This window comes from Ferruginivarius sediminum, from assembly GCF_003344765.1.
Lineage (GTDB): Bacteria > Pseudomonadota > Alphaproteobacteria > Kiloniellales > Rhodovibrionaceae > Ferruginivarius > Ferruginivarius sediminum.
Genome location: NZ_QPMH01000014.1, coordinates 1 through 20,526, shown reverse-complemented (window position 1 = coordinate 20,526; position 20,526 = coordinate 1). Strand labels below are relative to the sequence as shown.

Below are 20,526 nucleotides of genomic sequence, written 5' to 3'. Positions count from 1 at the left end.
CCCAATCTGAATGCGTTTTCTGCGTGCAGTGCCGATGTTCGAGACTCGTAGTTCGGTATTTGGCGAATGCTATCAATGGCTTGGCCGGTAACCAAAATTAACCGCCACTAATCGCGGTGAATACCAACAGTTCGCTGCCGGGCTGAAGCGGTGTCCCTAGCGTGGCGGGCTCGCCGTCGACGAAGACGTTCACGTGACGCCGGATCGCCGGTCGGGAGTCGCAAATGCGGTCGCGCATGCCTGGCCAGCAGGCGTCGAGCGCGTCGATTGCCTCGTTCACGCTGGCGGCGGTCAGCGCCACTTCCCGCCGGGAGTCGGGGAACAGTCGCACCAGCGCGTCCGGCAATCGGATTTGCACGGTCGGCGGGGCGGGGGAGTGTTGCGGCATGGCGGGCCTCCCGTGTGGCCGGCGGCTATGCATCGACCTCAAGCGTCTCGACCGAGAGGATCGTCGGCAGGTGCTGCGCGATGCAGGTCCAGTTGTCGCCCTCGTCGGCGCTGGCGAAGAGTGCGCCGGTATTGGTGCCGAAGTAGACGCCCGTTGGCTCCAGGCGATCCGTGGCCATAGCTTGGCGCAGCACGTTAAAAAATACATTGGTTTGCGGCAGGCCATCGCGCAGCGCCTGCCAACTGTTGCCGCCGTCGCGGCTGCGCCAGGCCGCGGCCTTGCCATCCGGCACATAACGGCCATTAATATCGCCGTTGAGGGGCAGTAAATAGAGCGTCTCCGGTTCGCGCGGATGCACCGCGACAGGGAAGCCGAAGCTTGACGGCAGGCCGGCCTCGATGCTCTCCCACTGCTGCCCGCCGTCATGGCTCCGGTACATGCCGCAATGGTTCTGTTGATAGAGCCGGTCGGGACGGCCCGGCGCCATCGCCAGGCTGTGCACGCACTGGCCGTACTCAGGATAGTTCTGTCCCTCTGGCAGGAAATCGGCGCGGGTACCGCGGTTGCGCGGCTCCCAGGTCTCGCCGCCGTCCGCCGTGTAGAAGATCCCGGCGGCGGAGATCGCGACCCAGAGCTGGTCCGCGTCCTCGGGATGTGGCACCAGGGAATGCAGGATCAGGCCGCCTCCGCCTGGGTGCCAGTCCGGGCGGGACGGATGCTCGCGCAGGCCGCCGACGTGGGTCCAGGACTGACCGGCGTCCGCGCTGCGGAACAGGCCGGCCGGCTCGACCCCGGCATAGAGCATCCCATTGGCGGGGGCCAGGCTCCAGACCGACTTGATCGGCTCCTCGCCGGCGGCGTAGGCCAGTCCTTCGCTGGAATGGGTCCAACTGGTGCCGAGGTCTTCGGACTTCCAGACCGCCGGACCGAACCACTCGTTGCCACCGGCGGCGTAGACCGTCCCCGACACCGAGTCGGCGATGACGTGGTTCATCGGCCAAGTCTCGCAGAACGGGCCGCGCAGCGCCCAGTCGCGCCGGTCGGCGTTGCTTTCGAGGATGAACGCGCCCTTGCGCGTTCCGAGCAGGAGCAGGGCCTTTCGCGCCATCGCCGTCTTCCTTTCTCAGCCGAAGCCGACTTTCACGGACCCGCGTGCCCCGCTCCGATCGGGCCGATACCCGTTTCAGACTTGACAAGTAACGTTGATATCAACGTAATGGACTTATGTCAAGTTCCAACTACCTTACTCGCAACCTTACCCTTCACGTCCGCGACACCTGCCTTTGCCTGCATGTCCGGCGGGCGGCGCGAGCCGTGGCGCGACGCTACGACGAGGCCCTGCGGTCGCTCGGGATTACCAACGGCCAGTTCTCTTTGATGATGGCGTTGAACCGGCCTGCGCCGCCGACCATGGGGGAGGTGGCGCGGGTGCTGGCGATGGACCGCACCACGCTCACGGCCAACCTGAAGCCGCTGGAGCGTCGGGGCCTCGTGGAGGTAACCCAAGACCCGGCGGACAAACGCAGCCGCCGCATGGCCCTGACCCCGTCCGGCCGCGAGTTGCTGGCCACCGCGCTTCCGCTGTGGCGAGACGCGCAGTCGGAATCGGCAAGGCTCTTGGGCCAGGCTGATCCACAACGCCTGCTTGCCGACCTTCGTGCCTTGAGCTGAGAGTGGGATCGGCTAAAGTCGCGCCTGAATGTGCGCCGTCTGGCGCACATTAAATTCTTCAATTGCCCTCGAAATGGCCTGAAAACCCAATGGTGCCGGCGGCAGGACTTGAACCCGCAACCTACCGCTTACAAGGCGGTTGCTCTACCAATTGAGCTACGCCGGCATGGCGGGATGGCTTGGGCGCGAATGTAGACCGGCGCCGGGGCGCTCGCAAGGTGTCAGGCGGAAAGTTTGCGGCCAATCGTCCCGCTACCGCCCCGTGCGGCCGTCCAGCGTCATGAGAGGGCCGTAGAGGTCGGGGCGGCGGTCGCGGAAGAGGCCCCAGGAGGCCCGCTGGGCCGCCATTTCCTCCAGGTCGAAGGTGGCGGTGACGATCTCGCGGGCGTCGCCGCCGGCCTCAGCCACGATGGCGCCGGTGTTGTCGGCGATGAACGAGTGGCCGTAGAAGGTGAGGGCGCAGCTTTCGCCCTCTTCCCGCCCGATTCGATTGGAGGCGACGAGCGGCGTGCAGTTGGCGGCCGCGTGCCCCTGCATCGCGCGTTGCCAGTGACCCCGGCTGTCGATTGTCGGGTCCTGTGGCTCACTACCGATGGCGGTGGGATAGAACAGGATCTCCGCGCCCTGCAGGGCCATCGCCCGCGCGCACTCGGGGAACCACTGGTCCCAGCAGATTGCGGCGCCCAGCCGGCCGTGGCGCGTGTCGAAGACGCGGAAGCCGGTGTCACCGGGGTTGAAGTAGAACTTCTCCTGATAGCCGGGGCCGTCGGGGATGTGGGACTTGCGGTAGACGCCCAGCACCTCGCCGTCGGCGTCCACCATCGCCAGCGAATTGTAGTGCGCGTTGTTCGCCCGCTCGAAGAACGAGACCGGCAGCACGACTTCCAGTTCCCGTGCCAGCGCCGCCATGCGCGCCAGCGTCGGGTGCCGCTCGGCCGGGCGGGCGAGGGCGAAGAGGTCCTGGCGCTGGTCCTTGCAGAAATAGGGCGTCTCGAACAGCTCCTGGATCAGCACGACGTTCGCGCCGGCGGCCGCCGCCTCGCGCACCAGCGCTTCGGCGGTAGCGACGTTGGCCTCCGTATCCCAGGTGCAGGCCATCTGCGTGGCGGCGACGGTGACGCGGCGCATTGCGGTTCCTCCGGGGCTGGTGCCCGTTCTCAGATCATACCCATGTCCTGCGCCGTCAAGTCGAGGCTTCGGCGCAGCGTCTCCACCGCCTCGTCGATATGCGCCTTCTCGAAGATCAGCGGCGGGGAGATCACCATCGCGTCGCGCACCGCGCGCAGCACCACGCCGCTGCCGATGCAGTGATCGCGGCAGATGACGCCTGCCTTGCCGACGGGATCGAAGTGGGTGCGGTTCGCCTTGTCGGCGCAAAGCTCCACCGCGCCGACGAGGCCGAGGGAGCGCACCTCCCCGACGATAGAGTGGTCGCTCAAGTCCCGCAGCCGCTCCGCCAGATAGGGGCCGGTCTCGTTTTGCACCTTCTCGATCAGGCCCTCGCGCTTGATAATGTCGAGGTTGGCGAGCGCGACGGCGCAGCACACCGGATGGCCGGAATAGGTGAAGCCGTGGAAGAACTCGCCTCCTTCACGCACCAGGGTATCGGCGACGCGATCGCCCACCATCACCGCCGAGAGCGGCAGGTAGCCCGAGGTGATGCCCTTCGCCAGCGGCATGATGTCCGGCTTCAGGCCATAGTGCTCGCTGGCGAACCAGTGGCCGGTGCGGCCAAAGCCGGTGATGACCTCGTCGACGATTAGCAGCACGTCGTACTGCCGGCAGATGCGCGCCACCTCCGGCCAGTAGCTTTCCGGCGGGATGATGACGCCGCCGGCACCCTGGATCGGCTCGCCGATGAAGGCCGCGACCTTCTCCGGCCCGATGGCGAGGATCTTGTCCTCCACCGCCCGCGCGGCAGCCTCGCCGAACGCCTCGGGCGAGAGCGTGTCGCCATAATCGAACCAGTAGGGGGGCATGACGTGCTCGAAGCCGGGCAGCGGCAGGCCGCCCTGGCCGTGCATCGCCGCCTGGCCGCCCAGCGAGGCCGAGGCCATGGTGGAGCCGTGGTAGGCGTGCTCGCGGCTGATGAAGACCTGCTTCTCCGGCTTGCCCTCCAGCGCCCAGTAGTGCCGCACCATGCGCACGATGGTGTCGTTCGCCTCGGACCCGGAAGAGCCGAAGAAGACGTGGTTCAGGCCCTCCGGCGCCAGCGCGGTCAGGCGCTCGGCCAGCTCGATCGATGGCGGCGTCGCCGTCTTGAAGAAGGTGTTGTAGTACGGCAGCTCCTGCATCTGGTCGAAGGCCGCCTGCGCCAACTCCCGCCGGCCATAGCCGACGTTGACGCACCACAGCCCGGCCATGGCGTCGAGGATGCGGTGCCCTTCGCTATCGGTCAGGTGCACGCCCTCGGCGTGGGTGATGATGCGGCTGCCGCCTTCCTCGGCAAGCGCCTTGTAGTCGGTGAAGGGGTGCAGGTGGTGGCGGGTGTCGCTGGCCTTCCAGCGGGCGGTGCTGTTGCTGCCGGTCTGCATGGCTTGTTCGGACATCGCGATAATCTCCTGAGCGTGCGGTTCGACGGGACCGGGGCGGGCCGGGTCTGGCCCGGTCGCCGCGCTCAGGGGTTGAAGCCGATCCGCGCGCAGCAGATCAGCACTTCACCGGCGATATCGCGGATGTCCATCTTCGTCATGACTACACGTTCAGCAGCAGGTGCTCGCGCTCCCAGGAGCTGATGACGCGCTGGTAGGCGTCCAGCTCCGCATCCTTCACGGCGGTGACGACGCCGACGACGTCCTCGCCCAGCACGCGCTTCAGCCCGCTGGAGCGGGAGAAGCGGTAGAGCGCATCGTATAGCGTGCGGGGCAGGGTGTGCGCCAGCCTGTATCCGCTGCCCTCCACCGGCTTCGTCGGCTCAAGTTCCTCCACCATGCCCAGATAGCCGCAGGCCAGCGACGCGGCGATGGCGAGATAGGGGTTGGCGTCGGCGCCGGCGCAGCGGTTCTCCACCCGTCGCGCCTCGCCCGAGGAGACCGGCACCCGGAAGCCGACGGTGCGATTGTCCAGCCCCCAGTGCGTGTTGATCGGCGCGTCGGAGTGGCGCATCAGCCGACGGTAGGAGTTCACGTTCGGCGCCAGCAGCGGCATCACCGCCGGCAGGTACTTCTGCAGCCCGGCGATGTAGGACAGGAACAGCGGCGTATTCTCGCCGTTCTCGTCGGCGAAGAGGTTGCGGCCGGTCTTCCTGTCGCACACCGACTGATGGATGTGCATGGAACTACCCGGCTCCTTCTCCATCGGCTTGGCCATGAAGGTCGCGTAGACCTTGTGCCGCAGCGCCGTCTCGCGGACCGTGCGCTTGAACAGGAAGGTCTGGTCGGCCAGATCCAGCGGGTCGCCGTGGTTGAAGTTCATCTCCATCTGCGCGGCGCCGGACTCGTGCGTCAACGTGTCGATGTCGATGCCCTGCGCCTCGCAGAAGTCGTAGACCTCCTCGAACAGCGGATCGAACTCGTTCACCGCGTCGACGCCGTAGGACTGGCGCGCGGTCTCCCGCCGGCCGGAGCGGCCGATGGGCGGGACCAGCGGATAGTCCGGGTCGGTATTGACCTCGACCAGGAAGAACTCCAGTTCGGGTGCCACCAGCGGCTTCCAGCCGCGCTCCTCGAACAGTTCCAGCACTCGGGTGAGCGTGCGCCTTGGGGCGATCTCGACCGGGCCGTTGTCGAAGTAGAAGGTGTCGCAAATGACCTGCGCGGTCGGGTCCTCGTACCAGGGCACGATGCGCATCGTCCTGACGTCCGGCTGCAGGTAGACGTCGATGGTGGCCGGGCTGGTGACGGGGTCGTCCAGGGCGTAGTCGCCGTTCACCGTCTGGATGAAGATCTGCTCCGGGATGCGCAGGCCGGTCTCGCGCATGCCCTTCAGGAACTTCTCCGCTGGCAGGATCTTGCCGCGGGCAATGCCGGCGAGGTCGGGGACGAGGCATTCCACCTCGTCGATGTTGTTGTGTTTGAGAAAGGTTTCGGCGGTCTGTATGTCGGCGGTGTCCGAACTCATGAATGGCTCATCATTGGGTCATGCCCGCCGGGGCACCGCATGACGCGGTTGCGGCCGGATCGCAAAACGGGTTCGAGTCCGCTGGGCGGGCTTGTCGGCCGGCGGCATCGCGCCGACCTTTGCGACCGGCGCCATCCTACTGGCCGTCCAAATCGGAGGCAAGCGAGCACGCTCGCAAGTAGAACCGGCAGGGACTTGACCGCCGAAGCGCAATCGGCACGCTCTGCTCTAACGGCGCGACGTACCCTCGAATCCCGGAGAGCCCATGCCCCGAATGCCGCATGTCGACTCCTACTACGCCGCCTCGGCCCATCCCGCGCCCGAGCGGCCACGCCTGCAAGGGCAGGAGCGCGCCGACGTCTGCATCGTCGGCGCCGGGTTCGCGGGCCTCTCGGCCGCGCTGAGCCTGACCGAACGAGGATACAGTGTGATCGTGCTGGAAAAGGCGCGGGTCGGTTGGGGGGCTTCCGGGCGCAACGGCGGGCAACTCAGCGGCGCCTACGCCACCGACATGAGCAATATCCGCAACTGGGTCGGGCGGGAGGACGCCCGCCGCCTGTTCGAGTTCGGGGAAGAGGCTAAGCGGATCATCGCCCGGCGGGTGGAAAAGCACGGCATCGACTGCGATCTCGTCTGGTCCTACCTGCACGCGGCGAACAAGCCCCGCCATTTCGAAGAACTCCGGAAGATGCAGGCGGAGTGGGCGGAGGAATACGGCTACAACGGCATGACGTTGGTGGGCCGCGATACGCTTGGCCAGCACATCGACAGCCCCGCCTACGCCGGCGGCCTGTACGACCCGAACAGCGGCCACCTGCATCCGCTGAACTACTGCCTCGGCCTTGCCGCCGCGGCGGAGGCTGCCGGCGTGCGGATCTACGAGGACAGCGCGGTGACGTCGCTGGATACCGGTACTTCACCCGTCGCCCGCACGGAAGAGGGTGAGGTGCGGGCGGACTATGTCGTGCTCTGCGGCAACGCCTACCTGGGCAATCTGGTGCCGAGCATCGAGTCCAAGGTGATGCCGGTCGGCACTTATATCGGCGCCACCCCGCCGCTTGGCCGGGAACGGGCGCTGGGCCTGTTGCCGACCAATGCGGCTGTGTGCGACAGCAACTTCGTGCTCGACTACTTCCGGCTGTCGGCGGACTGGCGGATGCTGTTCGGCGGACGCGTCAGCTATTCGACGCTGATGCCGCCGAACCTGCCGCGGGTGATGCGGGCACGCATGCTGCGCGTGTTCCCGCAGCTTGCCGACCAGACGTTCGAGTACACCTGGGGCGGCTACGTCGCCATCACGATGGAGCGCACGCCGCACATCGGTCGGTTGGGCGGCAACGTCTACTTCGCGCAGGGCTTCTCGGGCCACGGCGTGGCGCTGACCGGCGTGGTCGGCGACATCCTGGCCGACGCCGTCGCCGGGCAGGCGGAGCGCTTCGACATCATGGCGAAGCTGCCGCACACGACGTTCCCGGGCGGTCGGCTGTTCCGCACGCCAACTCTGGTGCTGGCGATGATATGGTACCGAATGCGCGACTACATGCCATAGAAGGAGGATTGCCGCCGGCTCAGGACTTCCGTTGCAGATCCTCAAGTACCGCCGCCAGGAAGCGGGCCGCTTCGCCGCCGGTGACGGCGCGATGGTCGAAGGTGAGGGAGAGCGGCAGCATGCGGTGGGCGACCGGCTTGCCCCGCACCGCGACGATGCGCTGCTCGATGCGCCCGGCGCTGAGGATGGCGACCTGCGGCGGGACGACGACCGGCGCGGCATAGCGCCCGGCGATGGTGCCGAAGTTCGACAGCGTGATCGTCGCGCCGCGCAGTTCCTCCGAGGGGATGCTGCGGCTCTGGATGTCCTCCTTCATACGGTTCAGCCCGCGCCGCAGGTCGTCCACGTCGCGGTTGCCGACATCGCGCAGCACGGGGACGAACAGCCCTTCCTCGGTGTCCACGGCGATACCCAGGTCCACGCCTCGGTGCAGCCGCCGGCCTTCGGTTTCGCTCTCGTACCAGGCGTTGAGGGCGGGCTCCGCCGCCGCGCCAACCGCGACGGCGCGGATCAGGCGCAGCGTGACGTCCTGCGATTTCGGCCAGGCATGGATGTCGGCATCGTCCATGACAGTAGCCGGCACCACCTCGGCGTGGGCGCGGGCCATGCGGTGCGCCATAGCCCGGCGCACGCCGCGCAGGGGCTCCAGCGGCCCGGCCTTGGAGAGCGTTTCCGCCGCCCGCTTCACGTCGTCTGTGGTGACCGTTTCTTCCCCGCCGCTTGGACTGACCATCGACAAGTCGACGCCCAGGCGCCGCCCCAGGGCCCGCACTGCGGGTGTGGCCTTGACCCGGCCGGCCGCGCGCCATGCGGCGCCGCCTTCAGGACGCTTCGCCTCCGCCTGCGTCTCGCGCCTGCCGCCCGACTTCAGTTCGCCGACGATGCCGCCAGGCGTTTGCGTCTCTGCTTCGCCTTCGCCCTCGAATGCCAGCAGCGGCTTGCCCACCTGGACGATGTCGCCCGGCTCGGCGAACAGGCGCGCGACCTTGCCGGCTGACGGGGAGGGTACTTCGACAACGGCCTTGTCCGTCTCCACCGACACAATCGGCTGGTCAGCCACCACGTGGTCGCCCGGCGAGACGTGCCAGGAGACGATCTCCGCCTCCTGCAGCCCCTCGCCGAGGTCGGGCAGGTTGAAGGTCTGCATGACGGCCTCCTCAACCGTAGGCCAGCGCCCGGCGCGCCGCCGCCTTGATGCGGGCGCGGCTTGGCATGTAGCGGTCCTCCAGGCGCAGAAGCGGCATGATGGTGTCGTAGCCCGTCACACGCTCCACCGGCGCTAGCAGGGAAAGCAGCCCCTCACTGGCCAGTTGCGCCGCGATCTCCGCGCCGACGCCGCCGGTCAGCGCCGCCTCGTGCACGATGACACAGCGCCCCGTGCGCGCGACAGATGCCACGATGGTGTCCATGTCGAGCGGCTTCACCGTGGCGACGTCGATCACCTCGGCGTCCACGCCTTCCTCCGCCAGCTCGCGCGCGGCGGCCAGGGTATCTTCCACGCATGCGCCCCAGGTGACCAGGGTCACGTCGATGCCCTCGCGCAGGGTGAAGCAGAAGTCCAGCGGCGCGGCCTCGCCGTCGTCCGCGACCTCTTCCTTGACGACGCGGTAGATGCGTTTCGGCTCCAGGAACACGACGGGGTCGGGATCGCGGATGGCGGCCAATAGCAGCCCGTAGGCCCGTGTCGGCGAGGAGGGGATGACGACCCGCAGGCCGGGGATGTGCGCGAAGATCGCCTCGGTGCTTTCGGAGTGATGCTCGGGCGCGCGGATACCGCCGCCGAAGGGTGCGCGCAGCACCATCGGGCAGGACAGCCGCCCGCGCGTGCGGTTCCGCATGCGGGAAGCGTGGCTGATGATCTGATCGAGCGTCGGGTAGATGAAGCCCATGAACTGAATCTCGGCGACCGGCTTCAGGCCCTGCGCGGCCATGCCGATGGCGCTGCCGGCGATGCCGCATTCGCTCAGCGGCGTGTCGATGACCCTCTCGGGGCCAAAGCGGTCCAGCAGTCCTTCCGTGGCGCGGAAGACGCCGCCGTCCACGCCGATGTCCTCGCCCAGCAGAAGCACGTTCTCGTCGTCACTCAGGGCGCGGGCGAGGGCCATGTTCACCGCGCCGACCAACGTGACCTCAGCCATCGCCGCCGTCCTCGTCGTCCTCGCCGCCGGCCGCGAGACGCCGCTGCTCTACCAGCGCCGTCGGCAACTCGGCGTAGAGATAGTCGAACATCGCTTCCGGCGGCTGCGGCGGTGTCGCGAGGTAGGCGTCGACGGCCTCCGTCAGTTCCGCTTCCACCTCTTCCAGCAGCTTTTCCTCGTCCGCCTTGGTCCAGAGGCCGGCGTTGGCAAGGTAGCTGCGCAGACGTACGATCGGGTCTTCCTTCCACTTCGCGCTGACCTCCGCTTCCTCGCGATAGCGGCTGGCGTCGTCGGCGGTGGTGTGGTCGCCAAGGCGGTAGGTCAGCGCCTCGATCAGGGACGGCCCCTCGCCGGCGCGGGCTCGGGCGACGGCGCGCGCCACCGCGTGCCGCACGGCCAGGACGTCGTTGCCGTCCACCTGCTCGCCGGGGATGCCCGCCGCGACCGCTTTCTGCGCCAGCGACTGCGCCGCCGTCTGCCGTCTCAGCGGGACGGAGATGGCATAGCGGTTGTTGGAGACAACGAAGACGGCGGGGACGTGCCAGACGCCGGCCATGTTGATGGCCTCGTAGAAATCGCCGCGCGAGGTTCCACCATCGCCCAGCACGGCCACGGTGGCGCGTTTCTGGCGGCGCAGCTTGAATGCGTAGGCGCAGCCCGTGGCGTGGAGTGCCTGACTGCCGACGGGAACCGAGATCGGAAAGTCCTCGCGCGGGACCTGGTAGTCCATGCCGCGCTCGTCCCCGCCCCAGTACAGCAGGATTTCCAGCGGTGTCACGCCGCGCCAGAGTTGGGTGCCGGCCTCGCGGTAAGAGGGAACGAGCACGTCGTCGGCGGCCATCGCCGCGCCGATGCCCACGCTGGTCGCCTCCTGTCCCAGCGACGAGGCGTAGGTGCCCAGGCGGCCGGTGCGTTGCAGGGAGACGGCCTTGGCGTCGAAACGCCGCGTACGGACCATACCCCGATAGAGATCGACAAGCGCCTCGCGGTCCCCGGCGAAATCGGGCAACTCACCGACAAGCGCGCCCGAGGGGTCGAGAACGCGGGTGTACCGAAACTCGAACCTGGCGACCGTGCTCAAGCCCGCCGCTCCGTACCGTTGCCGGAGGAAACTCTAACATCGCGCCGGCGGTCGCGCCGAGATCGGATGGGCTACCCCCAACGCCGCAGCGCCATGGCTTCCCGCACGCGTGCCTCGGCAATTTCCAGCGCCGCCTGGCGAGGCGGGGTGCCGGCGTCGCGCGCGTGCTGCAGGACGGTGCGCGTGTTGTCGGTCAGCTTTTCCTCGATGCTCTGCATGGCGAGCGTGCAATTGCCGCCGTGGTGCTCGACCGAGGCGCAAATTACGCCACCGGCATTGGCGGCGAAATCCGGCAGCACCAGCACGCCGCGCTGGTGCAGGGCGGATTCCGCGCCGGGCGTGGCGGGGATGTTGGCGCCCTGGGCGACCATCCGAGCCTTCAGGCGACCCACGTTGTCCTCTGTCAGCACGTCCGGGCGGGCGGCTGGTATCCAGATGTCGCAGTCCACGTCCAGGATGGCGTCGCGCTCGCCACTGCCGCCTGGAAAGCTCGCGAGGTTCTCGCCGCCGGCCTTGTGGTCGATCAGTGCCTGCACATCAAGGCCGTCAGCATTGGCGACCATCCCGTGGGAATCGCTCGCGGCCACCAGGATGGCGTCTTTCTCCACCAGAAAGCGGGCCGCGTGCTTGCCCACTGCACCGAAGCCCTGCACGGCGATGCGCGCGCCGTCGAGCCGGACGTCGCAGAACTCCTGGGCCACGTCGATGGCGGTGGCCAGCCCGAAGCCGGTGGCACCGATTTCGTCCAGCGGAATGCCGCCCAGCACCGCAGGCAGGCCGACAGCGCGCCCGATCTCGTCGTGGACCCAGGCCATGCAGCGCTCGTTCGTGCCCATGTCCGGGCCGACGATATAATCCTTCAAGTCCCGCGCCGCGCAGGCGAAGGCGCGGATCAGGCGTTCCTTCTCGGCATCCGCCATGCCGGGGTCGCCGACCAGTACCGATTTGCCGCCGCCATGGGGAAGCCCGGCGACGGCATTCTTGAACGTCATCGCGCGGGCCAGGCGAAAGCATTCCTCTGCGCTGACCTCGAGACCCATGCGCAGGCCGCCGATGGAAGGGCCGGCGGCGACGTTATCGATGACCACGAACGCCTTGAGCCCGGCCGCCGGTTCGTGAATCTGCACCACCTTGGCCGGCCCGGCTTCGTCGAGAAATCGGAAGTCCGACAACATGAACGATGATCCTCCGATGCCGTTCATCGTGAAGGCGCGTTTAGCTTGGGCATCTTCGCAGCATACGGGAAGATAATGAGCGTGCGATACCTCCACTTCTCTCCATCGTTCGAGGGCTTTCGTAGGCGGTTGGGTAAGCTCGGCTCTCCGTCTATGACCAACCGACACCCCTTTAATACAGCTTCTGAGCACTCCGCCGACCACCCAGAAGATGGTATTTTTAAAGTACCAATCTGCTGCCGTGGCAGCCGAGAGCCAGGATTTGGAGTGCCAACATGACTGACATAATGATCAAAGGCCTGAACGGCGAGTCCGTCGACGTGCCACAAGAAGCGATTGAGGCCCTGCGGTCCGCCGGTCGCGGAACGGTATTCCTGCCGGGCGAAGATGGATACGACGTGGCGCGTACGCTCTGGAACGGCATGGTGGACCGGCGTCCTGCCCTGATCGTGCGCTGCGCGGGGGCTGGAGATGTGATGAAGGCGGTCAAACTGGCGCAGGATCACGGCCTTCTGCTGGCCGTGCGCGGCGGAGGCCACAACATTGCCGGTAATGCCGTGTGTGACGGCGGGATGATGATCGATCTTTCGCCGATGAAATCGGTCCGGGTCGACCCGGCGGCGCGGCGGGCTTGGGTGGAACCAGGCGTAACTTTGGGTGAACTGGACAACGAGACCCAGGCACATGCCCTGGCGGTCCCGACGGGCATCAATTCGACGACTGGAATTGCAGGTTTGACCCTTGGCGGCGGCTTCGGCTGGACCACGCGAATGTACGGTATGACCGTGGACAATCTTGTCTCGGCCGATGTCGTCACGGCCGATGGCCGGTTGGTGCGCGCCAGTTCGCAGGAAAACCCCGAGCTTTTCTGGGCTATTCGCGGGGGCGGCGGTAACTTTGGCGTCGTGACCGCTTTCGAGTTCCAGCTTCACCCGGTCGGCCCGGAGGTTCTCTCGGGGCTGATCGTGCACCCCTTCGCGAACGCGCGCGACCTGCTTAAGCGATATCGCGAGATTGTCGCAAGTGCGCCGGACGAACTGACCTGCTGGGCGGTTCTGCGCAAGGCGCCGCCGTTGCCGTTCCTGCCGGAAGACGTACACGGTACGGAGGTTCTCGTCTTCGCTCTGTGCTACACCGGCGATATTCAGGCCGGCGAGCAGGCCGTTGCGGAGCTTCGCGCGCTTGGCGAGCCTATTGCCGATGTCGTGGGGCCGCATCCTTTCACGGGATGGCAGGCGGCGTTCGACCCTCTTCTGACCCCCGGTGCGCGGAACTACTGGAAATCTCACGATTTCCTTGAACTTGGCGATCCGGCGATCGACATCTTGCTGGCGTATGCCGGGCGTCTTCCCACGCCCGAGTGCGAGATCTTCATCGCTCACGTGGGCGGGGCGATGAGTCGTGTCCCGGCGGATGCGACGGCCTTCACGCAGCGCAATGCGCATTTCGTCATGAACGTTCACACGCGTTGGCAGGACGCGACGCAGGACGAGACCTGTATCCAGTGGGCGCGCGATTTCTTCAATGACGCCGCGTCGTATGCCGCGGGAAGCGTTTACGTCAACTTCATGCCGGACGATGAGGCGGACCGGGTCGGCGGTGCCTATGGCAGCAATTACGACCGGCTTACGCAGGTCAAGGCCAATTACGATCCCGGCAATCTGTTCCGGATGAACCAGAACATCCCGCCGACTACGGAGGAGCGGGCCGCAGAGTGATGGGGTCACGCGCCGTACCGTTCCTCAAGCCGGGGCGGACGGCGCTTCCGCGAATAGGAGTTCCAGGTAATTCCGGTAGTGTCCAAGCTGCTGGGAGACGACATTCGGGTCGCTCAGGCTCTTGGACAGCATGAAGGCGCCCTCGAAAGCGACAGTGATCATGTCCGCCAGGCTGTCGGCATCGACGTCCAGGCGGGGCGGGTGCTTGGCCATGGCCTCTTCGATCTTGGCGCCCAGCCGGGTGCGCCACGTCGTCATGGTGTCGCGGATGATCTGCAGCGTGTCCTGGTCGAACAGGCCAGCCTCGCTGCAATAGGAGGCGAAGAGGCAGCCTGGATAGGGTTCGGTCAGTGCTTCCGCCGCTTCCTCGAATAGCCCGACGAAGATCAAGAGCTGCTGCAGCGGGTCGCGGCTGAGCTTTTCCGCGCGCGCCAGATTGCTTTCCAGATTATTGAGGTCGTGTTCCGCGTAGCGTTCGACCAGCGCCCGCGCCAGCCCCGCCTTGCTTTGGAAGTGGTAAAAGAACGTCCCCTTGGTGACGCCCGCGCGGTCGATCACGCGGTCCACCGACGTCGCCGAGAACCCGGTTTCCAGGATCAGCGCTTCGGCGGCATCCATGATCGTCGTGCGCGTCGTCGAACCGTTGCGGGGCATCCGCTCCTCCTTTCGATTATTCTGGTAAATAACATATTATACTATCCGGTCAGTTCAATAAGGAAATCGGGCGGAGGCTTGCCGCGTGCCGCGACATGGCGCCGCACAGCGGGTTGATAGCCTGCTGGTGTTAAAAACTTTTAGCGAATTTGCCGTTGACAGTTTTGGCTGGTCTCGTGTTTATACCGACCAGTCAGTTTTTATACTGACTGGTCAGGTTAATGATAGGCAGGAGGAGACAATGACAACGGCAACCTCGCCCGCGGTGGACAGTCGGGCTTTCGACGAGGCGCGCGCGGAGGCGTTCGGCGAGCGTCTAGTAGACGTGCTGAATTCCGGGGCCCTGTGCTTGATGACCTCGATCGGGCATCGCACCGGGCTGTTCGACACGATGGCGGAGATCGGACCGGCCACCACCACTGGCTTGGCCGATGCGGCCGGCCTGAAGGAGCGCTATGTGCGCGAGTGGCTGGGCGCGATGACGGTTGGTGGAATCGTCGAGCATGATCCCGAGGAGGGAACCTACACGCTGCCGGCGGAGCACGCGGCCAGCCTCAGCCGCTCGGCGCCCACCGACAACATCGCGGTTTTCGCGCAGTACATCCCGCAGCTTGGCTCGGTGGAAGAGGATATCGTCCACTGCTTCAGGAACGGCGGCGGCGTTCCTTACGAACGCTACCACCGCTTCCACGACATCATGGCCGAGGACAGCGGGCAGTCGGTATTGCCGGCCTTGCGGAACCACATCCTGCCGTTGGTGTCGGGCCTTGGCGACAAGCTGGAGTCCGGTATCCGCGTGCTCGATGTGGGCTGCGGACGGGGCAAGGCGCTGAATCTGCTGGCATCGTGGTATCCGAACAGCCGCTTCGTCGGCTATGACCTCTCGGAAGAGGCCGTCGCCTTCGCCCGCAACGAGGCGGCCGAGCTCGGCAACACGAACGTCATCTTTGAGGCGCGCGACCTCTCGACCTTCGACCGGGATGCCGAGCCGGCGGCATTCGACTTCGTCACCACCTTCGATGCCGTACACGACCAGAAGGACCCATTGGCCGTTCTGCGCGGCATTCGCCGATCGCTGACGGCCGATGGCGTCTATCTGGCGCAGGACATCAAGGGCTCAAGCCATGTCCATCTGAACTGCGAACAGCCTATCGCCCCGCTGCTCTACACCATTTCCTGCATGCACTGCATGACGGTGTCGCTGGCCCAGGACGGCGAGGGCCTGGGTGCGATGTGGGGCAAGGAGAAGGCGCTGGAATACTTCAACGCCGCCGGCTTCGGCAGCGTGGAGGTGAACGAGCTGGACCACGACATCCAAAACTATTGGTACGTCTGCCGCCCGTGACGGGATGGCGGAAAAGGTTAGCGGAGAGCGGTAGTGGCCGAGACCCTGAGGTTGCTGCTGATCGGCATCGCCGGTCCAGCCACGCCGCCCCTCATAGCTGGGCGCGATGGCCCAGGCGGGAGAATCCGAAATGGCGATTATGACGAAGAGCGACCACCTCCAGGCCGAGGAGGTGGAGCGCGCCGCGCTTGCCGACCTGCATGCCGCCGCGCCGGCGGAACTGCGCCAGCGACTGGGCATGCGGCTTGAGGAGATCGACGGGGGGCTTGCCTCCATCATCCCGGCGATTCCGAGCATTGTGCTGAACCGCGTCCAGGGCCTCGGCCTTGATGCGCCGGTCCGGCGGGAAGCCATCGGGCGCATCCGGGAAGCCTATGCCGATGCCGGGGTCGAGCGCTACTTCGTTCACGTACACCCGGAGGCGCGGCCGGCGGAGTTGCGCGGCTGGCTGGAAGACGCGGGTTTCCGGCCCCGGCGGCGCTGGATGAAGTTCATTCGCGGGCGCGATGCCGCACCGGCCGCACGCAGCGACTTGAACGTGCGGGAGATCGGCCCGGAAGATGCCGGGGCGTTCGCGCGAATCGTTTCCGAGGGCTTCGACCTCGGCGAGGGGGGTGTGGAATTGCTGCCTTCGCTAGTCGGACGTCCTGGCTGGCACATCTATATGAGCTTCGACGGAAGCGAGCCGGCGGGCACGGGTGCGCTCTTCATCCATGGCAAGGCCGCGTGGTTCGACTACGGCGCGACGACGAAGGCGAAGCGCGGTCGGGGCGGGCAGGCGGCCCTGCTATCGCGCCGGATCGCGCATGCACTGGACGTCGGGTGCGAGATCATGTTCACCACGACCGGCGAATGGGTGGAGGGAGATCCGCAGCACTCCTATCGCAACATCCAGCGTTCGGGTTTCCAGGAGGATTACGCGCGCGACAACTATGCCCTCTCGTGAGTGCAGCAGGAGCGGCGGCGGGCGCATTCAGGCTTGACCTCGATAGGCGATCGGTCGATCTGTGGGGGCATGACCGAGACCGTGACCGCCGCGCTCCTGATCATCGGCAACGAGATCCTTTCCGGGCGCACGCACGACAAGAACCTGCCGTTCCTGGGCCGCCGGCTGAACGAGCTTGGCGTGCGCCTGGCCGAGGCGCGGGTAATCCCCGACGTGCGCGAAACCATCGTCGATCAGGTGAACGAGCTTCGTGCCCGGCACACCTACGTCTTCACGACGGGCGGAATCGGGCCGACGCACGACGACATCACCGCCGAGTGCATCGCCCATGCAGTCGGGCGTCCGCTGATGGAGCACCCGGAAGCCCGCGCCATCCTGGATCGGCGCTATAAGCCCGAGGATTTGACGGCCGCCCGACTGCGCATGGCCCGGACGCCGGAGGGGGCGGATCTTATCGAGAATCCGGTGAGCGGTGTGCCGGGCTTCAAAATCGGCAACGTCTACGTCATGGCCGGCATTCCGGCGGTGATGCAGGCGATGTTCGAATCGGTCGCGCACGAACTGGTGGGCGGGCGTCCGCTGCTGACCGGCACCGTGGTGGCCGAGTTGCCAGAGGGTGTCCTGGCGGAGCCGCTGGGCGAACTCCAGGCCCGCTATCCGGACGTCGAGATGGGCAGCTATCCCTTCTATGGGCAGGGACGCTTCGGCGCCAGCCTGGTGCTGCGCGTCGCCGACCCCGCGCGCCTGGAACTGGCGATGGGCGAGTTGAAGGACATGGTTCGCCGCCTTGGCGCCGAGCCGCGTGAAGAGGCCGTGGAGGCAGAGGCCGAAGACACCGGGACGGCGGGCGCGGCAGGGCACACGGGCGGAACGGGATGACACGCCGCCTGCCGGGACAGCGATGGCTCGCCCGGCTGCTTCCGAAAGACGCGCCACAGTACGAAGGCGTGCGCTTCCTTCTTCATCACGTGGTGGGCGGTATCGTCGGGGCGGTTGCGTTCCTGGCGCTAATCCTGGCCTTCGATCTGGGCGGCCTGCGCCAACTTATCCTGGAATCCCGGCACGGCTGGCTGGCCGGGGCACTGCTGCTTTTCGGCCTGATCGTGACCTTCGGTTCGGTGGCGATGGCCGCCGCCGTGATGCTGTTGGGGCGTGACCGCGACTGAAACCCGGCCGGTCGACCGATCCATTTTGCCGCACCGTCGTACAATGTCATGTCGGACGGGCGTCAGGGAGGATAGAACGATGACCGGCCTTATCGCCTTCGCGCGTATTGGAAGTCTTTTCGCGGCCTGCTTCGCCGCCGACTGCCTCGGCGGCCGCGGCAAACGGCAGGAAAGCCCAAAAACCTCAATTTAACGGTAAGGAAAATTCAGTAACGTGCTGAAGTTACTGAACGCTCTTGGGTCCTTTTAGGTCGACGGGGCCTGCCTCGGGTAGCACGCCCAGCCGGCGTGCAACCTCCTGGTAGGCCTCTTCGACGCCGCCGAGGTCGCGGCGGAAGCGATCCTTATCCATGCGCTCGCCGGTCTCGACGTCCCACAGCCGGCAGGAGTCCGGGCTGATCTCGTCGGCCAGGACCAGGCGCATCTGCTCATCCTCCCAGAGACGTCCGAACTCCAATTTGAAGTCGACGAGACGCAGGCCGCAGCCCCGGAACAGGCCCGACAGGTAGTCGTTCACCCGCAGTGCCATCTGCACCATCTCGTCGAGATCCTGGATCGCGGCCCAGCCAAAGGCGGTGATGTGCTCCTCGGTGACCAGCGGATCACCGAGTTCGTCGGACTTGTAATAGTACTCGACGATCGCACGGGGCAGGGGGGTGCCTTCGTCGACCTTGAAGCGCTTGGCGAACTGGCCGGCCGCAACGTTGCGTACGACGACCTCCAGCGGCACGATCTCCACTTCCCGGACAAGCTGTTCGCGCATGTTCAGCCGGCGCACGAAGTGCGTGGGAATGCCGACCTCGTTCAGCCGGGTCATGATGAATTCGGATATCCGGTTGTTCAGCACGCCCTTGCCGGTGATCGTCCCGCGCTTTTCGGCATTGAAAGCGGTGGCGTCGTCCTTGAAATACTGGACCAGGGTGCCGGGCTCGGGCCCCTCGAACAGAACTTTCGCCTTGCCCTCGTAGAGACGTTTACGTCGCATGTCTGCCTTTATCTCGCGCTTGGCCGCGGCACACGTCGGGGTGCGGATGCCCCCGGACGCACGCGGCGCAGGTCATATAACAACTGTCCGGCGGTAAAACAATTCCAGCCGCCCAGCCTAGCCCGACACCGGCCGGTAGGGCGTGCGGTCCGGCGGGCCGGCGGCAAACAGAAACTCGGCGGGGCGCGGTTCCTCGTCCAGGGTCGCGGGGGGCGCGGGCAGGGCGACCAGGGCGGAGGAGACCGTAGCGAATCCGTTTTCCGTGCGGAACGTCATAGCTCCCTTGTTGCCGAAGCGGCCGTCGTCGTGGTCGCCGCGCGCAAGCAAAGCTTGCCACGCCTTCCAGTCGCCGCGCGCTGGATCGGGTGCCTCGGCGGCGCGGAAGTCCGGCAGGAACCGGCGGATTCGCGGGCCGCGGTCGTCGTTGAGGTCGAAGGCCGTGACCATCGAAAGGCCCTCGGGAATCGGATGGACCTCGATGCCGCGGCCGCGGCTGCCGTTCGTCTCGTCCTCGCCGGGGTTCTTGATCCAGAAGGCGGCACGCGCGTCGGCGACGATGAGATTGAAGCTGCGATAGGCGGCCGGCTCCAGGTCGGCCAGTGCCTCGGCCGCCATCCGTGCCTCGGCGTGGTCCAGGGCTTCCAGCACCAACTCGCCCCGGCTGCGCTTGTCTGGCGCCGGCCCCAGGCTGCCATAGCGGTTCAGGACGGCGGCCATGACCCCATGGTCGTTGACGCCCAGCCACGAGCCACCCGACAGCTCGTCCATGCCGGCGACGACCTCGGGGCGGTCCGGCCAGTGCCGCCCCGGCGCGCGCCACGGGCGATCTTCCATCTCGTCGCGGTTGCCGGCGAAGATCAGCGGCCACGCGCTTTCGGGCCGGCGCAGGATGACGGCGGTGCACATCGCTTGCGAATAAGCTCCTTCGAGGCGGTTCACCTTGCCTCGACTTGTCGTTATAAGATAGGCCGCGCTTACCACCCAGCCCAGCGACGGGCAATGTCTCACGCCTTTGAGGAGGCCAGTTGATGAATTTCAAGGAACGCGAAGAGGCCTTCGAGTCCAAGTACAAGCATGACGAAGACCTGCGTTTCCGCGCGATCGCGCGCCGCAACAAGCTGTTCGGGCTGTGGGTGGCCGAGCAACTCGGTCTCAAGGACGACGACGCACAGCACTATGCGCGCACGGTCGTGCAGGCGGACATGAAGATGCCGGGCGACCAGGATGTGATCGATAAGGTCAAGGCCGACCTGGACGAGGCCAACGTCGACCTTTCCGAGCACCGCCTGCAGAAGCGCCTGGAAGAATGCTTCGACGAGGCCAGACGGCAGATGATGAACGAATAGGCACTGGCCGCGGCATGCCGCCAGCGACGCTCCTCAATTCTCTTCGCGGGCAGGTTCCCCCGCCAGGGAGCGATTGCTTCTTAGCCGTCTCCCCCTCAGGGACCTTTGCGAAATGGGCGAGGTGTGATTCCCTGCTTGTGGTTGGCGCAGTGAGGTTGGAATGGCGTTGAAGCGGACGGGTCAGTTGAGCTTTACCGAGGCGTTTCAGTCGGCGAGCGTGGGCCGGCCGGGGCGGCTGGATCGGCTGTCGGCGCTGGTTTGCTGGGAGCGTTTCGAGCGGCTTCTGACAGGGTTGCGGGATCCGG

General features: G+C 66.4%; 20 protein-coding genes and 1 tRNA gene. 8 read left to right on the top strand and 13 right to left on the bottom strand.

The genetic code is table 11. The features are described 5' to 3' along the window. Positions 1 to 97 precede the first annotated feature (97 nt). Positions 98 to 388, bottom strand: a complete 291-nt coding sequence (locus tag DRB17_RS13960; RefSeq protein WP_114582835.1) for a MoaD/ThiS family protein — start codon at positions 386 to 388, stop codon at positions 98 to 100. Positions 389 to 413: 25 nt separating this feature from the next. Beyond that, on the bottom strand, positions 414 to 1,496 hold the full coding sequence (locus DRB17_RS13955; protein ID WP_114582834.1) for a WD40/YVTN/BNR-like repeat-containing protein: 1,083 nt from the start codon (positions 1,494 to 1,496) through the stop codon (positions 414 to 416). Positions 1,497 to 1,612: 116 nt separating this feature from the next. On the opposite strand from DRB17_RS13955, the gene DRB17_RS13950 reads away from it, so the two are divergent. Continuing rightward, positions 1,613 to 2,059, top strand: a complete 447-nt coding sequence (locus tag DRB17_RS13950; RefSeq protein WP_114582833.1) for a MarR family winged helix-turn-helix transcriptional regulator — start codon at positions 1,613 to 1,615, stop codon at positions 2,057 to 2,059. Between the two features lie 90 nt (positions 2,060 to 2,149). Here the strand turns inward: DRB17_RS13950 and DRB17_RS13945 are convergent. The 4 genes from DRB17_RS13945 to DRB17_RS13930 all read right to left on the bottom strand — a co-directional run bounded on the left by DRB17_RS13945 (position 2,150) and on the right by DRB17_RS13930 (position 6,118). Continuing rightward, positions 2,150 to 2,225, bottom strand: a tRNA-Thr gene (locus tag DRB17_RS13945). Between the two features lie 86 nt (positions 2,226 to 2,311). Further along, on the bottom strand, positions 2,312 to 3,187 hold the full coding sequence (gene aguB, locus DRB17_RS13940) for an N-carbamoylputrescine amidase (protein WP_114582832.1): 876 nt from the start codon (positions 3,185 to 3,187) through the stop codon (positions 2,312 to 2,314). Positions 3,188 to 3,216: 29 nt separating this feature from the next. Next, a complete protein-coding gene (locus DRB17_RS13935) occupies positions 3,217 to 4,608 on the bottom strand; it encodes an aspartate aminotransferase family protein (protein ID WP_277738577.1) in 1,392 nt (463 codons plus the stop codon). Positions 4,609 to 4,753: 145 nt separating this feature from the next. Continuing rightward, positions 4,754 to 6,118 (bottom strand): glutamine synthetase family protein, encoded by a 1,365-nt coding sequence (locus tag DRB17_RS13930; RefSeq protein ID WP_114582831.1) that lies wholly within the window; start codon positions 6,116 to 6,118, stop codon positions 4,754 to 4,756. 265 nt (positions 6,119 to 6,383) lie between these two features. On the opposite strand from DRB17_RS13930, the gene DRB17_RS13925 reads away from it, so the two are divergent. Continuing rightward, the gene (locus tag DRB17_RS13925) at positions 6,384 to 7,667 is read left to right on the top strand and encodes an NAD(P)/FAD-dependent oxidoreductase (RefSeq protein ID WP_114582830.1); all 1,284 of its coding nucleotides are present in this window, start codon (positions 6,384 to 6,386) and stop codon (positions 7,665 to 7,667) included. A 19-nt stretch (positions 7,668 to 7,686) separates the two neighbouring features. Here the strand turns inward: DRB17_RS13925 and DRB17_RS13920 are convergent, their stop codons facing one another. The 4 genes from DRB17_RS13920 to DRB17_RS13905 all read right to left on the bottom strand — a co-directional run bounded on the left by DRB17_RS13920 (position 7,687) and on the right by DRB17_RS13905 (position 12,061). Then, the gene (locus DRB17_RS13920) at positions 7,687 to 8,814 is read right to left on the bottom strand and encodes a dihydrolipoamide acetyltransferase family protein (RefSeq protein WP_114582829.1); all 1,128 of its coding nucleotides are present in this window, start codon (positions 8,812 to 8,814) and stop codon (positions 7,687 to 7,689) included. Positions 8,815 to 8,824: 10 nt separating this feature from the next. Further along, a complete protein-coding gene (locus tag DRB17_RS13915) occupies positions 8,825 to 9,805 on the bottom strand; it encodes an alpha-ketoacid dehydrogenase subunit beta (protein ID WP_114582828.1) in 981 nt (326 codons plus the stop codon). Further along, a complete protein-coding gene (pdhA, locus tag DRB17_RS13910) occupies positions 9,798 to 10,886 on the bottom strand; it encodes a pyruvate dehydrogenase (acetyl-transferring) E1 component subunit alpha (protein ID WP_114582827.1) in 1,089 nt (362 codons plus the stop codon). The genes DRB17_RS13915 and pdhA overlap by 8 nt, the downstream gene beginning before the upstream one ends. A 71-nt stretch (positions 10,887 to 10,957) precedes the next feature. Next, a complete protein-coding gene (locus DRB17_RS13905; RefSeq protein WP_114582899.1) occupies positions 10,958 to 12,061 on the bottom strand; it encodes a Glu/Leu/Phe/Val family dehydrogenase in 1,104 nt (367 codons plus the stop codon). Positions 12,062 to 12,336: 275 nt separating this feature from the next. Here DRB17_RS13905 and DRB17_RS13900 point away from each other — a divergent pair, with 275 nt between their 5' ends. Continuing rightward, positions 12,337 to 13,779 (top strand): FAD-binding oxidoreductase, encoded by a 1,443-nt coding sequence (locus tag DRB17_RS13900; protein ID WP_114582826.1) that lies wholly within the window; start codon positions 12,337 to 12,339, stop codon positions 13,777 to 13,779. Positions 13,780 to 13,803: 24 nt separating this feature from the next. Here DRB17_RS13900 and DRB17_RS13895 read toward each other — a convergent pair whose 3' ends face one another. Beyond that, positions 13,804 to 14,433, bottom strand: a complete 630-nt coding sequence (locus DRB17_RS13895) for a TetR/AcrR family transcriptional regulator (protein WP_114582825.1) — start codon at positions 14,431 to 14,433, stop codon at positions 13,804 to 13,806. Positions 14,434 to 14,674: 241 nt separating this feature from the next. Between DRB17_RS13895 and DRB17_RS13890 the strand changes: the two genes are divergently transcribed. The 4 genes from DRB17_RS13890 to DRB17_RS13875 all read left to right on the top strand — a co-directional run bounded on the left by DRB17_RS13890 (position 14,675) and on the right by DRB17_RS13875 (position 17,890). Continuing rightward, complete coding sequence (locus DRB17_RS13890) at positions 14,675 to 15,778, top strand: class I SAM-dependent methyltransferase (protein WP_114582824.1); 1,104 nt, start codon at positions 14,675 to 14,677, stop codon at positions 15,776 to 15,778. A gap of 130 nt (positions 15,779 to 15,908) precedes the next feature. Next, a complete protein-coding gene (locus DRB17_RS13885) occupies positions 15,909 to 16,724 on the top strand; it encodes a hypothetical protein (protein WP_114582823.1) in 816 nt (271 codons plus the stop codon). A 69-nt stretch (positions 16,725 to 16,793) separates the two neighbouring features. Then, the gene (locus tag DRB17_RS13880; protein ID WP_114582822.1) at positions 16,794 to 17,603 is read left to right on the top strand and encodes a competence/damage-inducible protein A; all 810 of its coding nucleotides are present in this window, start codon (positions 16,794 to 16,796) and stop codon (positions 17,601 to 17,603) included. Further along, a complete protein-coding gene (locus DRB17_RS13875; protein WP_114582821.1) occupies positions 17,600 to 17,890 on the top strand; it encodes a hypothetical protein in 291 nt (96 codons plus the stop codon). Before DRB17_RS13880 ends, DRB17_RS13875 begins: the two co-directional genes overlap by 4 nt. A gap of 223 nt (positions 17,891 to 18,113) precedes the next feature. Here the strand turns inward: DRB17_RS13875 and purC are convergent, their stop codons facing one another. Next, positions 18,114 to 18,875, bottom strand: a complete 762-nt coding sequence (purC, locus tag DRB17_RS13870) for a phosphoribosylaminoimidazolesuccinocarboxamide synthase (protein WP_114582820.1) — start codon at positions 18,873 to 18,875, stop codon at positions 18,114 to 18,116. Positions 18,876 to 18,992: 117 nt separating this feature from the next. Continuing rightward, positions 18,993 to 19,781 carry an NRDE family protein gene (locus DRB17_RS13865; protein ID WP_114582819.1) on the bottom strand — a complete coding sequence of 263 codons (789 nt, stop codon included), beginning with the start codon at positions 19,779 to 19,781 and terminating at the stop codon, positions 18,993 to 18,995. Positions 19,782 to 19,903: 122 nt separating this feature from the next. Here DRB17_RS13865 and DRB17_RS13860 point away from each other — a divergent pair, with 122 nt between their 5' ends. Further along, complete coding sequence (locus DRB17_RS13860; protein ID WP_206607897.1) at positions 19,904 to 20,221, top strand: DUF1476 domain-containing protein; 318 nt, start codon at positions 19,904 to 19,906, stop codon at positions 20,219 to 20,221. Positions 20,222 to 20,526 lie beyond the last annotated feature (305 nt).